The 18,135-nt window shown below is 71.9% G+C and carries 18 protein-coding genes and 1 pseudogene; 11 read left to right on the plus strand and 8 right to left on the minus strand.

The features are described from left to right. The first annotated feature begins 14 nt into the window (after window positions 1–14). Both QSK30_RS12190 and QSK30_RS12195 read left to right on the plus strand, forming a co-directional pair. Window positions 15–1,205, plus strand: a complete 1,191-nt coding sequence (locus tag QSK30_RS12190) for a cytochrome P450 (protein ID WP_285502339.1) — start codon at window positions 15–17, stop codon at window positions 1,203–1,205. Next, window positions 1,202–1,429 carry a ferredoxin gene (locus QSK30_RS12195; protein WP_285502342.1) on the plus strand — a complete coding sequence of 76 codons (228 nt, stop codon included), beginning with the start codon at window positions 1,202–1,204 and terminating at the stop codon, window positions 1,427–1,429. The genes QSK30_RS12190 and QSK30_RS12195 overlap by 4 nt, the downstream gene beginning before the upstream one ends. A 42-nt stretch (window positions 1,430–1,471) precedes the next feature. Here the strand turns inward: QSK30_RS12195 and hisG are convergent, their stop codons facing one another. Further along, window positions 1,472–2,335: an ATP phosphoribosyltransferase gene (gene hisG, locus QSK30_RS12200; RefSeq protein WP_285502344.1), complete on the minus strand. Its 864-nt coding sequence runs from the start codon at window positions 2,333–2,335 to the stop codon at window positions 1,472–1,474. A gap of 503 nt (window positions 2,336–2,838) precedes the next feature. On the opposite strand from hisG, the gene QSK30_RS12205 reads away from it, so the two are divergent. Both QSK30_RS12205 and QSK30_RS12210 read left to right on the plus strand, forming a co-directional pair. Then, window positions 2,839–3,390, plus strand: a complete 552-nt coding sequence (locus QSK30_RS12205; protein WP_285502346.1) for a winged helix-turn-helix domain-containing protein — start codon at window positions 2,839–2,841, stop codon at window positions 3,388–3,390. Beyond that, a complete protein-coding gene (locus QSK30_RS12210) occupies window positions 3,383–4,225 on the plus strand; it encodes an SRPBCC family protein (RefSeq protein ID WP_285502347.1) in 843 nt (280 codons plus the stop codon). Before QSK30_RS12205 ends, QSK30_RS12210 begins: the two co-directional genes overlap by 8 nt. Before the next feature lie 392 nt (window positions 4,226–4,617). On the opposite strand, the gene QSK30_RS12215 is transcribed toward QSK30_RS12210, so the two are convergent. Both QSK30_RS12215 and QSK30_RS12220 read right to left on the minus strand, forming a co-directional pair. Beyond that, on the minus strand, window positions 4,618–5,229 hold the full coding sequence (locus QSK30_RS12215; RefSeq protein ID WP_285502349.1) for an SRPBCC family protein: 612 nt from the start codon (window positions 5,227–5,229) through the stop codon (window positions 4,618–4,620). Beyond that, complete coding sequence (locus QSK30_RS12220) at window positions 5,226–5,582, minus strand: ArsR/SmtB family transcription factor (protein WP_285502350.1); 357 nt, start codon at window positions 5,580–5,582, stop codon at window positions 5,226–5,228. Before QSK30_RS12220 ends, QSK30_RS12215 begins: the two co-directional genes overlap by 4 nt. A gap of 135 nt (window positions 5,583–5,717) precedes the next feature. Here QSK30_RS12220 and QSK30_RS12225 point away from each other — a divergent pair, with 135 nt between their 5' ends. Both QSK30_RS12225 and QSK30_RS12230 read left to right on the plus strand, forming a co-directional pair. Then, window positions 5,718–6,143, plus strand: a complete 426-nt coding sequence (locus tag QSK30_RS12225; protein ID WP_285502352.1) for a VOC family protein — start codon at window positions 5,718–5,720, stop codon at window positions 6,141–6,143. Window positions 6,144–6,215: 72 nt separating this feature from the next. After that, on the plus strand, window positions 6,216–6,569 hold the full coding sequence (locus QSK30_RS12230) for an STAS domain-containing protein (protein ID WP_285502354.1): 354 nt from the start codon (window positions 6,216–6,218) through the stop codon (window positions 6,567–6,569). A 24-nt stretch (window positions 6,570–6,593) separates the two neighbouring features. Here QSK30_RS12230 and QSK30_RS12235 read toward each other — a convergent pair whose 3' ends face one another. Next, entirely contained in the window at window positions 6,594–7,952 is a 1,359-nt protein-coding gene (locus tag QSK30_RS12235; protein ID WP_285502356.1) for a bifunctional 3-(3-hydroxy-phenyl)propionate/3-hydroxycinnamic acid hydroxylase, read from the minus strand. Between the two features lie 234 nt (window positions 7,953–8,186). Beyond that, window positions 8,187–9,389, minus strand: a complete 1,203-nt coding sequence (locus QSK30_RS12240; protein WP_285502357.1) for an MFS transporter — start codon at window positions 9,387–9,389, stop codon at window positions 8,187–8,189. A 191-nt stretch (window positions 9,390–9,580) separates the two neighbouring features. Between QSK30_RS12240 and QSK30_RS12245 the strand changes: the two genes are divergently transcribed. The 3 genes and pseudogenes from QSK30_RS12245 to QSK30_RS12255 all read left to right on the plus strand — a co-directional run. Beyond that, window positions 9,581–11,830 (plus strand): family 2 encapsulin nanocompartment cargo protein terpene cyclase, encoded by a 2,250-nt coding sequence (locus QSK30_RS12245; RefSeq protein WP_285502515.1) that lies wholly within the window; start codon window positions 9,581–9,583, stop codon window positions 11,828–11,830. A gap of 242 nt (window positions 11,831–12,072) precedes the next feature. Beyond that, window positions 12,073–12,222 carry a hypothetical protein gene (locus tag QSK30_RS12250; RefSeq protein WP_285502519.1) on the plus strand — a complete coding sequence of 50 codons (150 nt, stop codon included), beginning with the start codon at window positions 12,073–12,075 and terminating at the stop codon, window positions 12,220–12,222. Continuing rightward, window positions 12,201–12,665 (plus strand): annotated as a pseudogene (locus QSK30_RS12255) (IS5 family transposase); the annotation flags it as partial. The gene QSK30_RS12250 and the pseudogene QSK30_RS12255, both read left to right, overlap by 22 nt. Before the next feature lie 74 nt (window positions 12,666–12,739). Here QSK30_RS12255 and QSK30_RS37150 read toward each other — a convergent pair. Next, entirely contained in the window at window positions 12,740–13,687 is a 948-nt protein-coding gene (locus QSK30_RS37150) for a cold-shock protein (RefSeq protein WP_502871831.1), read from the minus strand. Between the two features lie 218 nt (window positions 13,688–13,905). On the opposite strand from QSK30_RS37150, the gene QSK30_RS12280 reads away from it, so the two are divergent. After that, a complete protein-coding gene (locus tag QSK30_RS12280; RefSeq protein ID WP_285502358.1) occupies window positions 13,906–14,616 on the plus strand; it encodes a hypothetical protein in 711 nt (236 codons plus the stop codon). Further along, window positions 14,613–15,632 carry a GNAT family N-acetyltransferase gene (locus QSK30_RS12285; RefSeq protein WP_285502360.1) on the plus strand — a complete coding sequence of 340 codons (1,020 nt, stop codon included), beginning with the start codon at window positions 14,613–14,615 and terminating at the stop codon, window positions 15,630–15,632. Before QSK30_RS12280 ends, QSK30_RS12285 begins: the two co-directional genes overlap by 4 nt. Here QSK30_RS12285 and QSK30_RS12290 read toward each other — a convergent pair. Both QSK30_RS12290 and QSK30_RS12295 read right to left on the minus strand, forming a co-directional pair. After that, on the minus strand, window positions 15,616–16,851 hold the full coding sequence (locus QSK30_RS12290) for a hypothetical protein (protein ID WP_285502361.1): 1,236 nt from the start codon (window positions 16,849–16,851) through the stop codon (window positions 15,616–15,618). The two genes, QSK30_RS12285 and QSK30_RS12290, sit on opposite strands and share 17 nt — an antisense overlap. A gap of 2 nt (window positions 16,852–16,853) precedes the next feature. Beyond that, window positions 16,854–17,621: a hypothetical protein gene (locus QSK30_RS12295; protein ID WP_285502363.1), complete on the minus strand. Its 768-nt coding sequence runs from the start codon at window positions 17,619–17,621 to the stop codon at window positions 16,854–16,856. Window positions 17,622–18,135 lie beyond the last annotated feature (514 nt).

Consider the following 18,135-nt stretch of genomic DNA (forward strand, 5'->3'; position numbering starts at 1 on the left):
GACGAGGGGATCAGATGACCGCGGCCGACGAGCGAACCCGCCAGTACCCGTTCAACAAGCAGGAGGGCCTCGACCTGGACCCCGCCTACCGGGCGGCCCGCGAGACGCCCGGCATGATCCGGGTCCAGATGCCCTTCGGTGAACCCGCCTGGCTGGCCACCCGCTACGAGGACGCCCGCTTCGTGCTCGGCGACCGCCGCTTCAGCCGCGCGCTGGCCACCACCAGCGACGAGCCGCGCACCCAGTCCTACCAGCGCGCGGGCGGCATCCTGGCGATGGACCCGCCCGACCACACCCGGCTGCGGGTGCTGATCGCCAGCGCGTTCACCGTGCGTCGGGTGGAGAAGCTGCGCCCCCGGGTCCGCGAACTCGCCGAGGGCCTGCTGCGCGACATGGTCGCCGCGGGCGCGCCCGCCGACCTGGTCGACGCGTTCGCCCTGCCACTGCCCGTGCAGGTCATCTGCGAGCTGCTCGGCGTCCCGGCCGAGGACCGCCACCTGTTCCGCGCCTGGAGCGACGCGCTGCTGTCCACCTCCTCGCTCACCCTCGAGGAGTACCAGCGCAACGACTCCGAACTGCGCGCCTACATCGCGGGCCTGGTGGCGCTGCGCCGCGCCGAACCCGCCGACGACCTGATGAGCGCGCTGATCGCCGCGCGCGCCGAGGACGAGGACCGGCTCTCCGAGACCGAGCTGGTCGAGCTGTGCGTGGCGGTGCTGGTCGCCGGGCACGAGACCACCGCGACCCAGATCCCGAACTTCGCGCACGTCCTGCTGGCCAACCCCGACCGGCTCGCCCAGCTGCGCGCCGACCCCGGCCTGATCCCGGCCGCGGTCGAGGAGCTGCTGCGGTTCATCCCGCTCGGCGCCGGGTCGGCCTTCGCCCGCTACGCCACCGAGGACGTCCAGGTGGGCGAGGTGCTGGTCCGCGCGGGCGAACCGGTGCTCGCCGCGATCGGGTCAGCCAACCACGACGACGCCCGCTTCCCCGCCGCCGACACGCTCCGCTTCGACCGCGAGGAGACCTCCCACCTGGGCTTCGGCCACGGTGTGCACCACTGCCTCGGCGCCCCGCTTGCCCGGCTGGAGCTGCAAGAGGCGCTGCGCGCGCTGGTCACGCTCGACGGCCTGCGCGAGGCGTCGGAACCGGTGTGGAAGACCCAGATGCTGGTGCGCGGGCCGCGCAGCATGCCGGTGGCGTGGTGACCGCCCCGACCTGGACCGTGCACGTCGACAGCGGGCTGTGCATGGGATCGGGCATCTGCGCGGGCGCCAAGCCGGGCGTCTTCCGGCTCGACGGACCAGCCGCCGAGGCCGCGGTCGACCAGCTGGCCCCGGACGAGGCCGTCCTCGACGTCGCGGACATGTGCCCGGCCGGCGCCATCACGGTGCACGACGCCGAGGGCACCGAGATCGGCCCCCGGCCCTGACCCCGGCTCGGGTGGGCGGCCCGCCCACCCGAGCCGTCGGGCTCAGATCCGGCTGGACTCCAGCGGCGTCACCAGGATCGCCCGCGCGCCGACCTCCCACAGCTCGTCCATCACGAACGGCGCCCGGTCGCGCAGCACCAGGGAGCGCACGGCCACCCAGCCCTCCCGGGCCAGCGGCGAGACCGTCGGCGCCTCGATGCCCGGTGTCAGCGCGCACGCGGCCTCCTGGATCGCCACCGGGCAGTCGTAGTCGATCATCACGTACTGCCGGGCGATCAGCACGCCCTTGAGCCGCCGGTGCACCCGGTCTATCGCGGTCAGCGCCTCCTCGTCGAGAGCCTCGCGCGGGGCGTGGATCAACACCGCCTCCGAGCGCAGGATCGGCTCCCCGAACACCTCCAGACCCGAGTTGCGCAGGCTGGTGCCGGTCTCCACCACGTCGGCCACCGCGTCGGCGATGCCCAGCTGCACGGAGGTCTCCACCGCACCGTCGAGGCGGACGAGGTTGGCCGTGACGCCGTGCTCGGCCAGGTGCTTCGCCACCAGACCGGGGTAGCTGGTGGCCACCCGGCGACCGTCGAGGTCGCGCACGTCGGCCATCACGCCGGGGCGCGCGGCGAACCGGAAGGTCGACGCGGAGTAACCGAGCGGGAGGACCTCCTCGGCACCGGTGTCGGCGTCGATGAGCAGATCACGGCCGGTGATGCCCGCGTCCAGGGTGCCGGAGCCGACGTAGAGGGCGATGTCGCGCGGGCGCAGGAAGAAGAAGCGCACGTCGTTGCGGGTGTCGTCGATCATCAGCTCGCGGTTGCCGCGATGGACCCGGTACCCGGCAGCGGAGAGGAGCTGTTCGGAGGGGAGGCTGAGCGACCCCTTGTTGGGCACGGCGATCCGTAGCGTGGTCACGCGCTGGAATCTTGCCACAGGGGGGTGGCGGGTCGGTGTGTGATCCCGGCTGGGTCTTGCTCGTCTTTGTGTTGCCGTCTTCGTTGCCGGGGTTGCGAGCGGGGGCTCGATCTAGGACTTGCTTGAGCGCTGCCGTCTTCGTTGCCCGGGTTTCGAGCATGGCTCGATCTAGTGAACTCGCTTCGTGTGGGGCCCCTAAAGCACCGCGGTGGGAAAGAAGGGCGGGTGAAGGGCATTCCCACCACACGGCGAGTTTAGCGGTGCTCTCCCCCCACACGAAGCGAGTCCACTAGATCGAGCATCCGTAGCGGGGCCGGCGGTACCAGCGGGGTCGGCCTCTCCGCTGCGGTCTGGTGGGGGTGGGGTCTGCGCTGCGCTGCGCTGTGGTTGGTAGGTGGGTGGGGCAGGTGTGGTGGTGGGCGGGCTGCGGGGGGAGCTATGGGGTGGGGGGTGCGGATGGGGTGTTGACAAAATCTGTTTTTACGTACAAGGTTGTTTTTGCCATGAGAGATGTCTTGTACTTGGAGCAGATGGAGCAGGCCGAGGCACTGCTCAAGCCGGCGCGGGTTGAGGTGTTGCGGTTGTTGGCTGAGCCGCGTACCTGCTCGGAGGTCGCAGGCAGCCTTGGTCAGACCCCGCAGCGGGTCTACTACCACGTGAAGAAGCTGGTTGAGGTCGGGTTGGTCGTGCTGGTGGCCGAGCGGAAGGTCCGCGCGCTCACCGAGGGCGTCTACCAGGCGGCCGCTCGGTCTTACTGGGTCTCGCCCCGGTTGGTCGGCCGGGTCACCCCGCGCGGGGAGGAGCTCGTGTTGGGGTATCTGGTGGACCTCGCCGAGCAGGTGCAGGCGGATGTCGCCGCGCTTGACCGGGCCGCGTCCGAGTTGCCGTCGGTGGGGGTGTCCGGGGCGATCCGGTTGCCGCCCGAGCGTCGGGCCGAGTTCTTCGCCGAGCTCCAGACCACTCTGCAAGACCTGTTCACCCGCTACGGCGGTGCGGTGGGGGATCCCTTCGCGCTGGTCGTGGCCTGTTATCCGAAGGAGAACCCTGATGAGTGAGCCCTTGGTCCTCAAGGCCCGGATCGCCGCCCCGGTCGACCGGGTGCGTGCCGCGTTGACCGATCCGGTGGAGTTGCGCGGTTGGCTGGCCGAGCACGTCGAGGCGGGTGCCGACCGGTTCGAGTTCTGGGGGGTGTCCATCCCGGAGGGCGACGCGCCGCACCAGCGGTTGGTGTCGTGGGAGCCGTTGACCTTCACCTGGGACCTGGCCGGGGAGACGACCACGGTGAGCTTCGAGCTGGCGGCGGTGGGGGAGGAGACGTCGTTGACGTTGACCCAGAGCCACTTCGTCGGCTGGCCGGCGGCCGCGACGACCGAAGAGGGGGCGTTGGCGCTGGTGGGGACGTTCTGGGGGTTGGCGCTGGCCAACCTCGTGGAGCACATCGAGGGTCGCGCGCTGACCCCGCGCGTTGACCTGACCGGGTCGGACCTGTCGGCGACGATCGACATCGCGGCGTCGGCGGACCGGGTGTACCAGGCCCTGACCGACCAGGACGAGTTCGCGGCCTGGTTCGGCTACCAGGTGGGCATCGAGCCGCACGTCGGTGGCCGGTGGGCCATGGGCGGGTTCGAGAACAACCCGTCGCCCGCCCGGGTGGCGGTGGCGGAGCCGGGGCGGGCGTTCAGCCTGGACTTCGGGCCGGGGTACGGGGTGGCGTCCTGGGAGCTGGCGGAGTCCGACGGTCGGACCCGGCTCACCTTCGTGCAGAGCGGTTTCGGCGACAACCCGCCCTACAACGGCTGGCTGGGCTGGCTCAGCGGGTTCGCCGAGCTGCGCCGCTACCTGGAGCAGTCCGACTGGCGCTCCACCTGGGTCGACCTGGTTATCGCCTGACCCGCCGCGCGCGGGGGCACGCCGGTGGTTCGGGGTGCACCGCGGTGGTAGGGGACGCAGGTGGGCGGGTAGTGCCCGGGTGGCCTGAACGTCAAGGGCCACAGTGGAAGACGTAAGACCCGGCGAGGCCGGACACGCAGGGCGTAGGTCGCGTGTCCGGCCCGTACCCGTGGCCGACCCACCATTCGGGTGGCCCGGGGCCCGGAGCCGTCGGCCCGCTTGTGCAGGGGCCGTCCGCGCTCCGATCGGAGTGTTGCAGGGTGTCTATGACAATGCCGGAGCCCCGGCCCGCGCGCCCATCCCAAAGGCTCATAGTTTCGGGTTATGCACCATTCGCCCGATCGTCGGACCGGCTGACCCGGATGGGGGACGACAGGTGTCGGAGCGCGTTCCTACGACTGCGGCAGGTCAGGGCAGAACTGGGCCAGCGCGGCACCCCGGGCGGCGGTGATCTCCTCGGTCGAGGCCGCTCCCTCGGTCACCGCGGTCCAGGCGTCGATCGAGCCGCGGCTGAACTCCTGGGCCTCCAGCGAGTTCGCCGCCGCCACCGGGTCGTCGGCCACCTCGCCGGCGAAGTACAGGGCAAGGCCGAGCAGCGCGCCGTCCCAGCCCGGGCCGACGTACAGCGAGCCCGCCGCGCTGCCCGCCATCGCCAACGGCACCGTGTGGAGCAGGTCCAGCACGGTCTCCGCGCCCGCCGCGGTCAGCGTGACCTCGACGATGCTCGTCGGACCGCCGAACGTCACCCGCAGCCGCGTTGGCGGCTCGCAGTCGAGGATGTCGCCGCTCGCGTTGCCCTCCAGCTCGAAGGTGCCGCCCGCGCGCAGGTCGCCGCTGATCGGCAGGAACCAGCGGCGCAGCCGCTCGGGGTCGGTGAGCGCGTCCCACACCTCCGCCGGGTCGGCGTCGTAGCGGCGGCTCAGCCGCACCGCGACGGTGTCGCTGTCGGTCTCGGCGGCCACCCGCCGGATGGTGGCCGCGAGCTGGGTGACGATGTCGATCATGGGGTGTCCTTCTCGGTGGTCCGGGTCGTCCTGCGCTCGCGTCGGCCGCGGGCGAGCTCGGTGGCCAGCGCGTCGAGGCGCTGGTCCCAGAACCGGCGGAACTGGGCGAGCCAGTCGTCCACCGCGCGCAGCGCCGCCCCGTCGACCGAGTACAGCCTGCGGGTGCCCTGCGCGCGCACGGCCGTGAAGCCGTTCTCCCGCAACACCCGCAGGTGCTGCGACACCGCGGGCTGGGAGATGCCGAACTCGGCCCGCACGACCTCGGTGACCGCCCCCGCGGGCTGCTCGCCGTCGGCCAGCAGCTCCAGGATCCGGCGCCGCACCGGGTCGCCCAAGACGTCGAACGCGTGCACGGCGCCACTATGCCGGGCGCCACTTATATAAGTCAAGGCTGGTATGTCTACATCGGACTTCCGGGGTGACTGTCGTACCCCTGGCGTAGCTTCGGCGGCGCAACCCGAAGGGAGTTCAGTACAGTGCTGTTCAAGGTGGATCTGACGATGGACTGCGCCGACGCCGGGCGCATGGCCGAGTTCTACAAGCTGGCGATGGGCTACGTCGACGAACCGCCGCCCGCGCCGTTCGCCACGCGCGAGGAGTGGCTCGCCCAGTTCGACGACGACGAGGAGGACGGCGGCGGCGGCGCCTGGCTGCACGACCCCACCGGGGTCGCCCCGCGACTGTGCCTGCTGGAGGTCCCCGAACCCAAGACCGCCAAGAACCGCCTGCACATCGACCTGCGCGTCGCCCGGGGCGGCACGCCGGAGCAGCGCTGGGCCGCGATCACCGCCGAGGCCGACCGGCTGGTGGCGGCCGGGGCGAGCAGGCTCGCCGAGTTCACCGGCCACCACATCGTCCTGGCCGATCCGGAGGGCAACGAGTTCTGCCTCGGCGGGCAGTCCACAGTGGACTGATCGCGTCCGGACCCGGTCCCGCCGCCTGCGGCTACACTTGACGGCCATGCGGCTGTGCTGGGGGGCCTCGCGATGAGCCCACTGCTGACCTTCACCCGAACGGCGTCGGTCGGGCACACCGTGCTGGCCGTCTCGGGTGAGGTCGACATGTCCAGCGCCCACCTGTTCGACCGGGCTTTGGCCGACGCGGTGGGGGAGCGCGCCGGGCCCGTCGTCGTGGTCGACCTCGGCGCGGTCCGCTTCCTCAGCGCGGTGGGCGTGGACGTCCTGGTCAACGCGCACTGCCGCGCCCGGGACGCCGGTCTGGAACTGCTGGTGGTCGCGCCCGAGGGCTCGCCCGCGCACCGCACGGTCACCCTCGCGGGCTTGGGCGCCCTGGTCGACCTGCGCCCGTCGATCCACGCCGCACTGTCCCAAGACACCTGACGCGGGCCCCGGCGTCGTCGCGGGTCACGCCGGGCGGGTCAGCCAGGCCGCGATGTCGTGGAGCCGAGCCGCGCCCGCCCCGTCGCGGGCCGTGCCCAGCACGATCCGGTCCGGACGGATGAGTGCCGCGACAACACCGGCCCCGCGCAGCCACCCGGCGAACCGCGAGTCCAGGTCCACCACCACCGGGTGCGCGCCGAGCCGGTCATCGGACCAGCCCCCGGCGGTGCGCCACTGCGGGCAGACGGTCCCCGCCAGCGGTGACCGCAGGACCAGCCGCCCGGGGCGCAACCGCGGCGAGGACATCCGCAGGGCCGCCGCGGACACCCCCGGCACCCGCGCCGCGCCGCGCACCACCGACCGGCGCAGCGGCGCGGCGCGGCCCCCGGTCAGCGCCCAGCCGACGGCCATCGCCCCGCGGATCGTGCTGGTGACGTGCGGGAGCCGCTCGGCCTGGTAGGTGTCGAGCAGCCAGTCCGGCGCGCCCCGCGCCACCAGGTCGAGCTTCCAGGCCAGGTTGTGCGCGTCGCGCAGGCCCGCGCCCAGGCCCTGCCCGATGAACGGTGGCGTCTCGTGCGCGGCGTCCCCGAGGAGGAACACGTTGCCCGCGCGCCAACGCCGCGCCGTGCGAGCGCGGAAGGTGTAGGTGGCGACGCGCAGGACCGCGAGGTCGTCGAACGAGACCTCGCCCAGCCAGGGGCGCAGCAGGGCCCGCGGGTCGGGGGACTCGCCGTCGGCCACCCGGAACTCCCACCGGTAGCGCGTGCCGGTGACCCGCATGAACGTGGTGGCCCGGACCGGGTCGCAGACCTGGTGCACGCCGTCCCACACCGGTAACCGGGCGGGCGCCTCGACGTCGACGACCAGCCACGTCTCGGGCTTGCCGAGCTCGCGGGTGCCGATCCCGAGCCGCTCGCGCAGCGCGCTGTCGGCGCCGTCGCAGGCCAGCACGACATCGGCGGTGATCGGACCGGACGTCGTGTGCACGGTGCGCCCGGACACCCCTGTGACGGTCGTGCCCAGGCGCAGGTCGCCGTCGATCTCGGTGCGCAGCAGGCGTTCCAGGGCGGGTTGGTCGAACATGGACGCCTCCGGGTGCCCGCCGGGACCCACCACCGCGTCGCGCCGGAACTCCGCGAGCGCACGAGTTTCGGCGTCGACCAGGCGCAGCCCCGGCATCGCTCGGCTGACCGCGCGGAACCGCCCCACCACGCCCGCGTCCTGGAGCACCCGCAGCACTTCGCCGTCCAGGTGCACCGCCCGCGGCAGCGGATAGGCCACCTCGTGCCGTTCCGCGACGACGACGCGGAACCCCCTGCGCCGCAACAACAACGCGGCGGTCAGCCCGACCGGTCCAGCCCCGACGATCACGACGTCTCGCACCCCGCCACTGTGCCACCCCGGGCTGGTGCGCACCGGTTCAATACCATGTGTAATTAAAATCTAGTAATTATAGAGTCATCTCACTATAAGCTATCAAGATAATGTTTGGTTGCTGGATATGGCGGCGGTGCGCTACTTGGGGGAGGGAGCGTGACCTTTAGGTAGAAAAGCGCCTGGAGGGGACGGGGCCGGTTCAGGCGAAACGGGGTCTCATGCCGGGGCAGTGCTATCGGACTAGCCGGGATCCGGGGCGGGGGAGTGGTGGGTGTTGTTGGCCATGACGCGACCCAGTACCAGCACGACGAGTCCCGCGACCACCACGCTGAGCAGGCCCACCCGCAGGCTGACCGCGTCGGCGACCACCCCCACCAGCGGTGGCGACGCCAGGCTGCCGATCCGCAGCATCCAGCTCACCACCGTCAACCCCACCCCCGACGGCAGTCCCGGCAGCTCGTCCGCGCTGTGCATCGCCGCCGGGATCAACGTCGCCACGCCCAGCCCGGCGAGCGCGAAGCCGACCAGCGTGGTCCACACGGCGGGCACCGCTAAGGCGAACCCGAGGCCCACCGCCGTCAGCGCGCCACCCGCGCGGACGACCGGGCGTTGGCCGTACCGGTCGATCACCCGGTCGCCGAGCAGCCTGCCCGCAGTCATGGCCACCTGCAGGGAGACGAACGCCAACCCGGCCGTCGCCGCCCCCGCGCCCAGCGAGCCCGACAGGTACACCGCGCCCCACGACGAACCCGCGTCCTCGACCAGCGCCCCGCACGCGGCCAGCACGCCGAAGGCGACCAGCAACCGCACGGTGGGCCCACGGAAGCGCCGCGCCACCGTGACCGGCGCCTCCTCCTGGACCCGCTCGGTGTCGTCGTCGCCGGGCAGCATGAAGCGGTAGCACACCAGCGCCACCACGCTGAACAGCGCGGACGAGGCGAGCATGTGCCAGCCCAACGGCACCGACAGCCCGGCCGCCGCCGAACCCATCAGTCCACCCGCGACCGCGCCGATGCTCCACACACCGTGAAACGAGTTCACAATGGATCGGCCGTAGCGGCGCTGCACCCGCAGCCCGTGGGTGTTCTGCGCCACGTCGATCACCGAGTCCAGCGCGCCCGCCACCAGCATCACCGCGGCGAACGTGAGCCAGTTTCCGGCCAGCGCCACCGCCGCCAGCGCGACCGCCAGCACCACGATGCCCAGCGCGGCCACCCGCGACGAGCGGAACCGGTTGATCAGCGCGGGCGCGAACAGCCCCGCCACCAGCGCGCCGAGCGGGAACGCCGCCAACGCCGTGCCCAGCGCGGCGTTGCCCAGCCCCAGACTCGCCTTGATCTCCGGGAAGCGCGGCACCACGTTGGCGAAGAGCGCCCCGTTGGTCAGGAACACCCCCGCCACGGCGAACCGCGCCCGGGTGTCCGCTGTGGTCTGGGAGGGCATGGCGATTGAGCCTACCCAGCGAAACCGACGCCCCGGACCGCCACCGTCAGTGGCCCTTGTCGATCATGGACTGCCCGATCGGGTGGAATCGCCCGTTGGGGGTTGGCCCGGGGTGCCGCGCACTGGTTGCCTTTCGGCGTCCATGAGGTCGTCGGGGGGCACTGGGCCCCAGAGAGGTACCGGTGCGCGCGATGCAGCCCTTCCAGCTGCCGGAGTTCTACACGCCCTACCCGGCCAGGCTGAACCCGAACCTGGAGGGCGCGCGCACGCACAGCAAGGCGTGGGCGCGCGACCTGGAGATGATCGACGTCGCGCAGCACGGCACCGTCATCTGGACCGAGCAGGACCTCGACGCGCACGACTACGCGCTGCTGTGCGCCTACACCCACCCCGACTGCGACGGCCCCGAGCTGGACCTGATCACCGACTGGTACGTGTGGGTCTTCTACTTCGACGACCACTTCCTCGAGCTGTTCAAGCGCACCCGCGACATCACCGGCGCCCGCGCCTACCTCGACCGGCTGCGCCTGTTCATGCCGGTCGACGGCGTGATCACCGACACCCCGACCAACCCGGTCGAGGCGGGCCTGGCCGACCTGTGGGCGCGCACCACCCCGGCCATGTCGGCCGACTGGCGCCGCCGGTTCGTCGAGAGCACCCGCAACCTGCTCGACGAGTCGCTCTGGGAGCTGGCCAACATCAACGCGGGCAGGCTCGCCAACCCGCTGGAGTACATCGAGATGCGCCGCAAGGTCGGCGGCGCGCCCTGGTCGGCGAACCTGGTCGAGCACGCCGCGGGCGCCGAGGTGCCCGCGGTGATCTCGGCCAGCCGCCCGCTGCACGTGCTGCGCGACACCTTCTCCGACGCGGTGCACCTGCGCAACGACCTGTTCTCCTACGAGCGCGAGGTCCTCGACGAGGGCGAGCTCAGCAACGGCGTGCTGGTGTTCGAGAAGTTCCTCGACGTGGGCACCCAGGAGGCCGCCGAGGCGGTCAACGACCTGCTCACCTCGCGGCTGCACCAGTTCGAGCACACCGTGTTCGCCGAGCTGCCGCCGCTGTTCGCCGAGCACGGCCTCGACCCGGCGGGCCAGGCCGCGGTGCTCGCCTACGTCAAGGGCCTGCAGGACTGGCAGTCCGGCGGCCACGAGTGGCACCTGCGCTCCAGCCGCTACATGAACGGCGGCGGCGCCGCGGGCACCGGCGTGCTCGGCGGCCCGCTGGGCCTGGGCACCTCGGCGGCGCGCATCATCCCGTCGCTGCTCGCCACCCACCGGCAGCGGTCCCGCTCGTTCACCCACGTCCCGTTCGAGCAGGTCGGCGCGGTCCGCAAGCCCGACCTGCGGATGCCGTTCCCGCTGCGCACGAACCCGCACCGCGACGCCGCCCGCGAGCGGATCGTCGACTGGTCGCGCCAGGTCGGCATCCTCGACGAGCTGCCGGGCCTCTGGGACGAGGAGAAGCTGCGCGCCTACGACCTGCCGCTGTGCGCGGCGGGCATCCACCCGGACGCCTCCGCCGACCAGCTCGACATCACCTCCGGCTGGCTCACCTGGGGCACCTACGGCGACGACTACTACCCGCTGGTGTTCGGCCGCACCGGCGACCTCACCGGCGCCAAGCTGCTCACCGAGCGGTTCTCCCAGCTGATGCCGATCGACGACGAACCCACCCCGGTCCCGGCCAACGCCCTCGAACGCGGCCTGCAGGACCTGTGGCAGCGCACCACGGCGCCGATGCCCGCCGACGCGCGCCGCACGTTCCGCGCGGCGATCGAGGTGATGGCCGAGAGCTGGCTGTGGGAGCTGGCCAACCAGTACCAGAACCGCATCCCGGACCCGGTCGACTACATCGAGATGCGCAGGCAGACCTTCGGCTCGGACCTGACCATGGCGCTGTCCCGGCTCGGCCACGGCCGCACGGTGCCGCCGGAGATCTACCGCAACCGCACGATCCAGGCCATGGAGAACGCCGCCATGGACTACGCCTGCCTGATCAACGACGTGTACTCCTACCAGAAGGAGATCCAGTTCGAGGGGGAGATCCACAACCTGGTCCTGGTCGTGCAGAACTTCTTCGACACCGACGTCGACACCGCGATGCGCATCGTCGGTGACCTGATGGAGGGCCGGATGCGGGAGTTCGAGCACGTCGTGGCCGTCGGGCTGCCGGCGCTGTTCGAGGACTACGACCTCGACGCCCCCGCCCGCGAGACGCTCACCGGCTACGCCGAGGAGCTCAAGAACTGGCTCTCGGGCATCCTCGAGTGGCACGACAAATGCCTCCGCTACGACGAGCCGCACCTGATCAAGCACTTCCCGGAGAGCCCCGGCGCCCCGCAGAACCCGACCCGCCTCCTGCGCGGCCCCAGTGGCCTGGGCACGGCGGCGGCCCGTGTCCTGCCCGCGCGCGGCACCTCGAAGGTCGCCTCGGTCGGCTAGTGCGCCCAGCCCGGTGCCGCCTCGTCGGGGCACCGGGCTGACTCGTCCCTTGCCCCGCCGCGCGGTGCGCCCCGTCCTCTTGGCACCGCCGTCCCATCCGGCCTCGACGGCTTAGACCTGGTCTCAAGACTTGAGGGTGCGTCACTGCGTAACCTGCCGGTCCTGGTCGTCGATCGTGGGCAGTCGTGGCGAAGACGACGCGGCAGCGGCGGGTCGAAGACCGGCTCTAGGCCCGCCGCTCGGTGGTCTGGGCCATCGGGCTGATCGGGATCTTCTACCTGTTCACCCTGGTGCTCGGCTACGGCGCGGGCGCCATCGTCGGCCCGGACGCCATCCGCAACGCCCCCGGCAAGGCCAACTCGGCCGCGCCGCTGCTGGGGGGGGCGAGCTGACCGGCCGCAGCCCCACTGACCGGGGTAAAGCCGGCTCCAAGTACCACGTTCTGTGCGACGCGAACGGGCTACCGCCGCACATCATGTTGTCGGCGGCGAACACCCACGACAGCATGCTGTTCGAGCCGCTGCTGGACGCGAACCCGACCGTGCGCGGCCACCACGGTCGGGCGGGCCGGCCACGATGCCGACCGGACAGGCTGCACGCCGACAAGGGCTACGACTACCGCCGCTGCCGCCGCTACCTGACCCGCCGCGGTATCAAGGTCCGTATCGCCCGGCGCGGGATTGAGGGCAAGTCCCGCCTCGGCCGGGTTCGCTGGGTCGTCGAACGCGCCATCTCCTGGCTGCTGCGGTTCACACGCCTCGGGCTGCGCTACGACCGGACCGAACGCACCACGCCGGCGCCACTCACGCTGGCCTGCACCGTGATCAACCTCCGCCGGCCCGGCACCATCGACGGGGATGAACGAGCACTCTCGTCGGGAAGTGATCAGCCATCGGTGGGGCCGCCTCTTCAGAGGCGTTCGACGCGATCGGCCTGCGGGCCCCGGTCGCTCTGACGCACTGTGTACCGGACCCGGTCACCCTTCTGCAGCGGCTCCGACCCCATGATCACGGACGCGTGGGCGAAGAGATCGTCGCCGCCTGCGTCCGGGGTGATGAAGCCGAAGCCGCGGTCGCCGTCGTAGCGCGCGACGACGCCCTCGCCGCCTCGTACGGGCACGTCCCGCGCGGCCGGCCCAGCGGCAGCGGCAGGTGCCGACCCCTGCGGCGCCGTCTCGGGCTCGGCGCCCCGGACCAGGTGCACGTCGCGGGCCTGCGGGCCCTTGTCTCCACTAGCCACCTCGTAGGCGACGCGGTCGCCCTCCGCGAGCCACGTCAGCCCCTCGGCCAGGGCTCGGGCGTGAACGAAGACGTCCCCGGTGCCGGAGTCGGGGTTGATGAAACCGAAGCCCTTGTCCTCGTCGTACCAGGCCACCGTGCCGTCGGCACCGTCCGCGCCACCAGCCGCAGCGGGTGAGCCGGCCCCTGCTCCCAGCGGGATCACGTGCCCGGCCTGCGGGCCGCGCTCGCCTTCGACGACCAGGAAGGCCACCCGCTGCCCCTCGGTGACCACGCCGCCGGTCACGATGGCGGAGCTGTGCACGAAGACGTCGGCGCCGCCGCCGTCCGGCGACGCGAAGCCGTACCCCTTGCCCGGCTCGTACCAGTTGACGGTGCCGAGTAGGCCCACGGCGCTGCCGGTGACCGCATCGGCGGTGACGCGAACGCGCAGCGCTTGGGGCCCGCGGTCGTTCTCGCCGACCTCGAACACGACGGCCTGACCCTCGCGGAGCAGTCTCGCGCCGCCGTCCTCGACGATCTCGGAGGCGTGCACGAACACGTCCGGCGAGCCGTCCTCGGGCGCGAGGAAGCCGAAACCCCGTTCGGCGTCGAACCAACGGACGGTCCCTTGCGGCATCACAGGCTCCAGGTCGAGAGGGCGGGCACTGGCCCCCAGTCTCTCTGACGGACTTCCGGTCCGTCGCGCCGGGCCCACAGGCGGGCGGTGCGGAGCCAGGGGCGGGCCGTTGGTTCACCTGGCGACACGCCGAGTTTTGAGACCAGGTCTTAGTCCGCTCGGCCGAATCCTCCCAGGTGTGGCGGATTCGCGGCGTCCGCGTGGCACACTGCCTCGTTGTGTGGACATCGGTGGGCTGGCGCGCGCGGTACCGGCGGGTGGTGCGGTCGTCCTTCGCGACCGTGCCGTTCTACCGGGAGCGGTGGGCGCTGTCCGGTCGCACGGACCCGGTCGTGGTCAGTGGGCGGTTCGGCGACGACGGCGGGGCCGTGCCGGTCGCGCGGATAGCCGGACGGCTGCCCGAGCTGGTGCCGCTCGCCGGTGGCCGCGCCGACGTGGATCCGGTGCGCGGACTCGGAACCGTGCTGCGCCCGCCCGCGGGCAGCCTCGTCGTCATGGTCGGCGCACTGCCCCCGATGGACCTCCCGGAAGGAGTGCGCTGCGCCGTGGTGGAGCCGTCCGAGGAGTCCGTTGTGGACTTCACCGCCCCCTCCGTGATCGCCGTCGGCGCCCCGAAAGACCTGGCACGCCTGGCCAACGCGCTCCCCGAGCACGTCCGGCAGGTGCCCCTGGTCGCCATCGACGAACTCGCCGACGTGGACACTGGGCTCATCGCCGACGACGTCCTGGGCATCCTCGGTGACCGCCGCGACTGCGGTCAGTGGCACCTGGACTGGCAGCGCGTCTACGCCCGGGCGACACCGCTGGGACTCGCGTTCACCTTGCTGCGCCAGCAGTCCCCGCGCTTGGTCGACGTGGTGCCGGTCGAAGGTGCCCGCGGTGCCGTCGCGTCCTGCCCGCGGCACGGTTCCCCGGTGATCGTGCCATGAGGACGGAGATCTTCGACCCGCGCACCGACCCGGAACCCGCCTACTGGCAGGCATTGCGCCGCACCGCCGGGCTGCGCGCGGACTGGGACTGGCGGGTGCTCGCCGCGCAGGCCTGGGGAGCGCGCACGATCCAGCTGATCACCGTGCTGCTCGACGGCGACGAGCCGGTCGGCGTGGTCAACGCCGCGTGGCTCGGGGCGCCGTTGCACCGGTATTCCTTCAACGCCGCCGGATCCCGGCCGTGGCTGGGCGCGGTGCACGTGCGCGGGCCGGGAACCGGTGCCGTGCCGGGCTGGTGGCTCGCCGACGGTGTGCCGATCACCGTGCTCACCACCGCCTACGCCCGCGCGATGCGCCGCGAGCTCGGTCCGGGCTGCCTGGCCCTCGTGCTGCGCCAGGTCACTGCCGCGCAGGCCGCCACCGTCGGCCGCGCTCGCGTCGTGCGGCCCACCGAACCGGTGTGGACACTGCCGGTGCACCGCTGGGGCGGCACCGAGGAGTGGCTGATGTCGTTGAGCCGCAGTCGGCGCAGCAACATGCGGGCGATCTACCGCAAGGTCGCCGAGAACGAACGGCTGGAGATCGTGCGGCACACCGCGACCACCGAGGTCGACGAGGTGCGCGTCATCGAGGCCATGCGCTGGAACGACGACAAGTACGGCGGCAAGCTCATCCCGCGGGTGCGGATCTTGAGCGCCTACCTGCGCGAGCTGCTGGCCCAGCCGGACGTGCACTCCTACAGCTACCTCGACCGCGAGAACGGGCAGCTGATCGCCTTCGGCATGGTGTTCGACCACCCGACCGTGCCGATCGTCCGGTCCTGGACGCAGCGCCCGCTCGAGCAGGGCGGTGCGAAGTACCTGTACTTCTACCACCTGGCCAAGCAGATCGAGTGGGCCATCGCCGGTGGCAAGACCGGTGTCGAGCTGGGCAAGGGGAAGTCGCCGGAGAAGCAGTCGCTGGGGGCCGAGCAGACCGACCAGGCCGCGCTGGCCGTGCCTATCCGCCCGTGGTGACCCGCCTGTCTTCTGTGGACAGTCTAATGTGGAGCGTGGTGGCCTTGGTGGCCAGTCCCACCACCAGGGCGAGGAAGGCCCCGACCGCGCCGAGCGTCGCCGTCGCCACCAACGCCGAGCCGACCGTGGTGGTCAGGCCGGCGAGCGCGGCGGCGGTCGTCAGCGCGAGTACCGCGCCGTTGGTGTTCTCCAACAGGAACACCGCGTAGACCACGGCGCAGTAGGCGGTCATCTCGACCAAGACCAGCGCGCCGAGCAGCACGCGGCTCTCGCCGATCGCGGGACCGGACACGGTGCGGGCGATCACCGTGGCGAGCACGACCGTGCCACCCGCGATCGCCGTCCACCCCGCGATGCGCCGGGCCAGCGCGCGACCGCTTCCACCGGCCGTGCCGCGCAAGCGCAGCGAGGTCGCCGGCTGGATCAGGCGCAGCACCAACACGCCGAACGCGCCGAGGGCGCTGGAGATCAGGATCAGGACGTAGACCAGGGCGCTCTCCGCGGGCGGCGCGGTCGCGGCCAAGACGATGTAAAGCACTGAAACACCCGCGGCGTCGGCCACATCGGAGAACCCGAGCAGCAGCACGCGCCGGTTCAGCAGGCCGGCCATGCCCGGACGGGACCGGAGTGGACGGTGGCGGGGGATCAACGCCGCCATGGCCGCGCAGACCACGGCCAGACCGGCGGTGAGCGCGAGGAGGTAGCCGTAGGGGCGCAACACGCCCGCCACGGCCAGACCACCCATGGCCAACACCCAGGCGGCGTAGGTGACGTAGCCCGCGGAGTCGCGGCCGGGCCGGTCGGCCAGCCGGTGCATGGCGGCGAGGACGGCGAGCAGACCGAGCCCCGCGGTGTTCGCCGCCGCGGCGGCGTAGAGGGCCGGGCGGCCGCCGACCGGGGCGAGCGCGGCGGTGGCCGCGATCGCCACCACGAACGGCGCGGTGGCGCGGACCAGCAACATGCGGACAACGTGGGCACCGAGGACCGGGGTGCGCGGGATCGCGGTGAGCGCGGCCTTCTCCACCCCCAGGACCAGCACCTGGAGCCAGGCGAACGTCCCGGTCGCGGCGACGTAACGGCCGAAGTCGTCCGCGCCCCACACCGGGAGCAGTGCCAACAGGGACAGTTGGATGCAGGCCCGTGCCACACCGCGCCCCGCGATCACCCGCAGCGCGGCCCGCCTGGGCGGCGCGCCGCGGGTGACCGGGGGCGCGGCCATCGTCAGTGCTGGCCGGCAGGCGTGACCCGCTCGGACTCCGTACCCGTCGCGGCCTTGTCGTCGTCCGTGCGCGCGGTGCTGTCCGCGGTCGTCGTGTCCTGCGCGGGCGGAGTGTCCTTTTTGCCCTTGCCGACGATCCGCAGCCAGAACCGGTCCGGCAGCGACAGGATGAGCACCGCGACGATCACGTGCACGGCGATCAGGGTGAACGCCTCGTACTTGGTCGCCGGGTGTCCCAGCCGGACGGTCATGTGGTCGGCCCAGGTCCACACCTCGGGGATCGGCGTCCAGGCCGGGTCGGTGTGCGGGTTGATCGTCAGGAACGCCAGGTCCTCCAGGCCGGAGAGCTGCAGGACGATCATGGCGTAGCCCAGCCTGCGCGCCCCGCCCGGCGTGCCCCCGCCGAGCCGGTGCGACAGCGTCAGCGCCAGGATGATGAACGGCGTGAGCGTGAGCACCAGGTAGTAGAAGCTGCGCTCGTTGGCCGCGGCGAAGAAGATCTGCGGGACGAAGAAGGTGAAGTACACCAGGAAGCAGAGCGGGACGACTATCCTGGCGAGCTTGTGCCGCAGGGCCAGACTGAACCGAATGGCCGCGATGGCCTCCACCGCGAGGACGAAGGGGACGAGCTTGGCCAGCAGCACCCACACGTTCGGAATCGATTTCTGGTGTGGGAAACCGACCCAGACGGCCGCCGCCGCCACGACCGCGGCGAAGGTGAAGATGATGAACGTCCTGTGCGTGCGCAGGCCCGTCTGGATGTCCGCCATGCGTTGACTCCAAAGAAGATGTTCCGGAATGGGCATAATACGCAGGAATCCCTTGCGGGGAAGGGGGATCGGCAACACGGAGCAAGAGGCAGGGCCATTCGGACCACCCTCGGAACGGGCAGCGATGACACGATTTTCCCAGATGGCCTGGGAACGGACAGCGGCAGCGGTCGCCTGGCGAGCCGTCCACGAGGTCCCGTTCTACCGCGCGCGAGGAACCGGCCTGCCACCGGTCCCGGCCGCGGACCTGGCGGACAGGCTGTGGGCACTGTGCCCACTGAGCCGGCCCTACCTGGCCGCCCGCGAACCGACGTTGTGGACCGGAACCCCGGCAGACCTCGCCGAAGCCCTCCGACTGCTGGGGCTGGGGCGGTCCGGGGTGGTCGAAGTGCGGACCGCCCTGGTCCCGTGGACCCGACTCGGCCCCCTCGGCCCTCGGTACGCCGCCGCCCTGGCCCCCTCGCTCCTACCGACCCCGCCTGCTGCGCCTGCTGCGCCAGACTGGATAGCTGGG

Origin of the sequence: Actinokineospora sp. NBRC 105648 (assembly GCF_030269645.1) — a bacterium.
In the GTDB taxonomy this organism is placed as follows: domain Bacteria; phylum Actinomycetota; class Actinomycetes; order Mycobacteriales; family Pseudonocardiaceae; genus Actinokineospora.

Bases quoted from the DNA above. Each gene is read 5' to 3' on its own strand.
- QSK30_RS12190 (WP_285502339.1), top strand. From the start codon at position 15: ATGACCGCGGCCGACGAGCGAACCCGCCAGTACCCGTTCAACAAGCAG.
- QSK30_RS12205 (WP_285502346.1), top strand. From the start codon at position 2,839: ATGAGAGATGTCTTGTACTTGGAGCAGATGGAGCAGGCCGAGGCACTG.
- QSK30_RS12210 (WP_285502347.1), top strand. From the start codon at position 3,383: ATGAGTGAGCCCTTGGTCCTCAAGGCCCGGATCGCCGCCCCGGTCGAC.
- QSK30_RS12215 (WP_285502349.1), bottom strand. From the start codon at position 5,229: ATGATCGACATCGTCACCCAGCTCGCGGCCACCATCCGGCGGGTGGCC.
- QSK30_RS12230 (WP_285502354.1), top strand. From the start codon at position 6,216: ATGAGCCCACTGCTGACCTTCACCCGAACGGCGTCGGTCGGGCACACC.
- QSK30_RS12240 (WP_285502357.1), bottom strand. From the start codon at position 9,389: ATGCCCTCCCAGACCACAGCGGACACCCGGGCGCGGTTCGCCGTGGCG.
- QSK30_RS12245 (WP_285502515.1), top strand. From the start codon at position 9,581: ATGCAGCCCTTCCAGCTGCCGGAGTTCTACACGCCCTACCCGGCCAGG.
- QSK30_RS37150 (WP_502871831.1), bottom strand. From the start codon at position 13,687: ATGCCGCAAGGGACCGTCCGTTGGTTCGACGCCGAACGGGGTTTCGGC.
- QSK30_RS12285 (WP_285502360.1), top strand. From the start codon at position 14,613: ATGAGGACGGAGATCTTCGACCCGCGCACCGACCCGGAACCCGCCTAC.
- QSK30_RS12290 (WP_285502361.1), bottom strand. From the start codon at position 16,851: ATGGCCGCGCCCCCGGTCACCCGCGGCGCGCCGCCCAGGCGGGCCGCG.
- QSK30_RS12295 (WP_285502363.1), bottom strand. From the start codon at position 17,621: ATGGCGGACATCCAGACGGGCCTGCGCACGCACAGGACGTTCATCATC.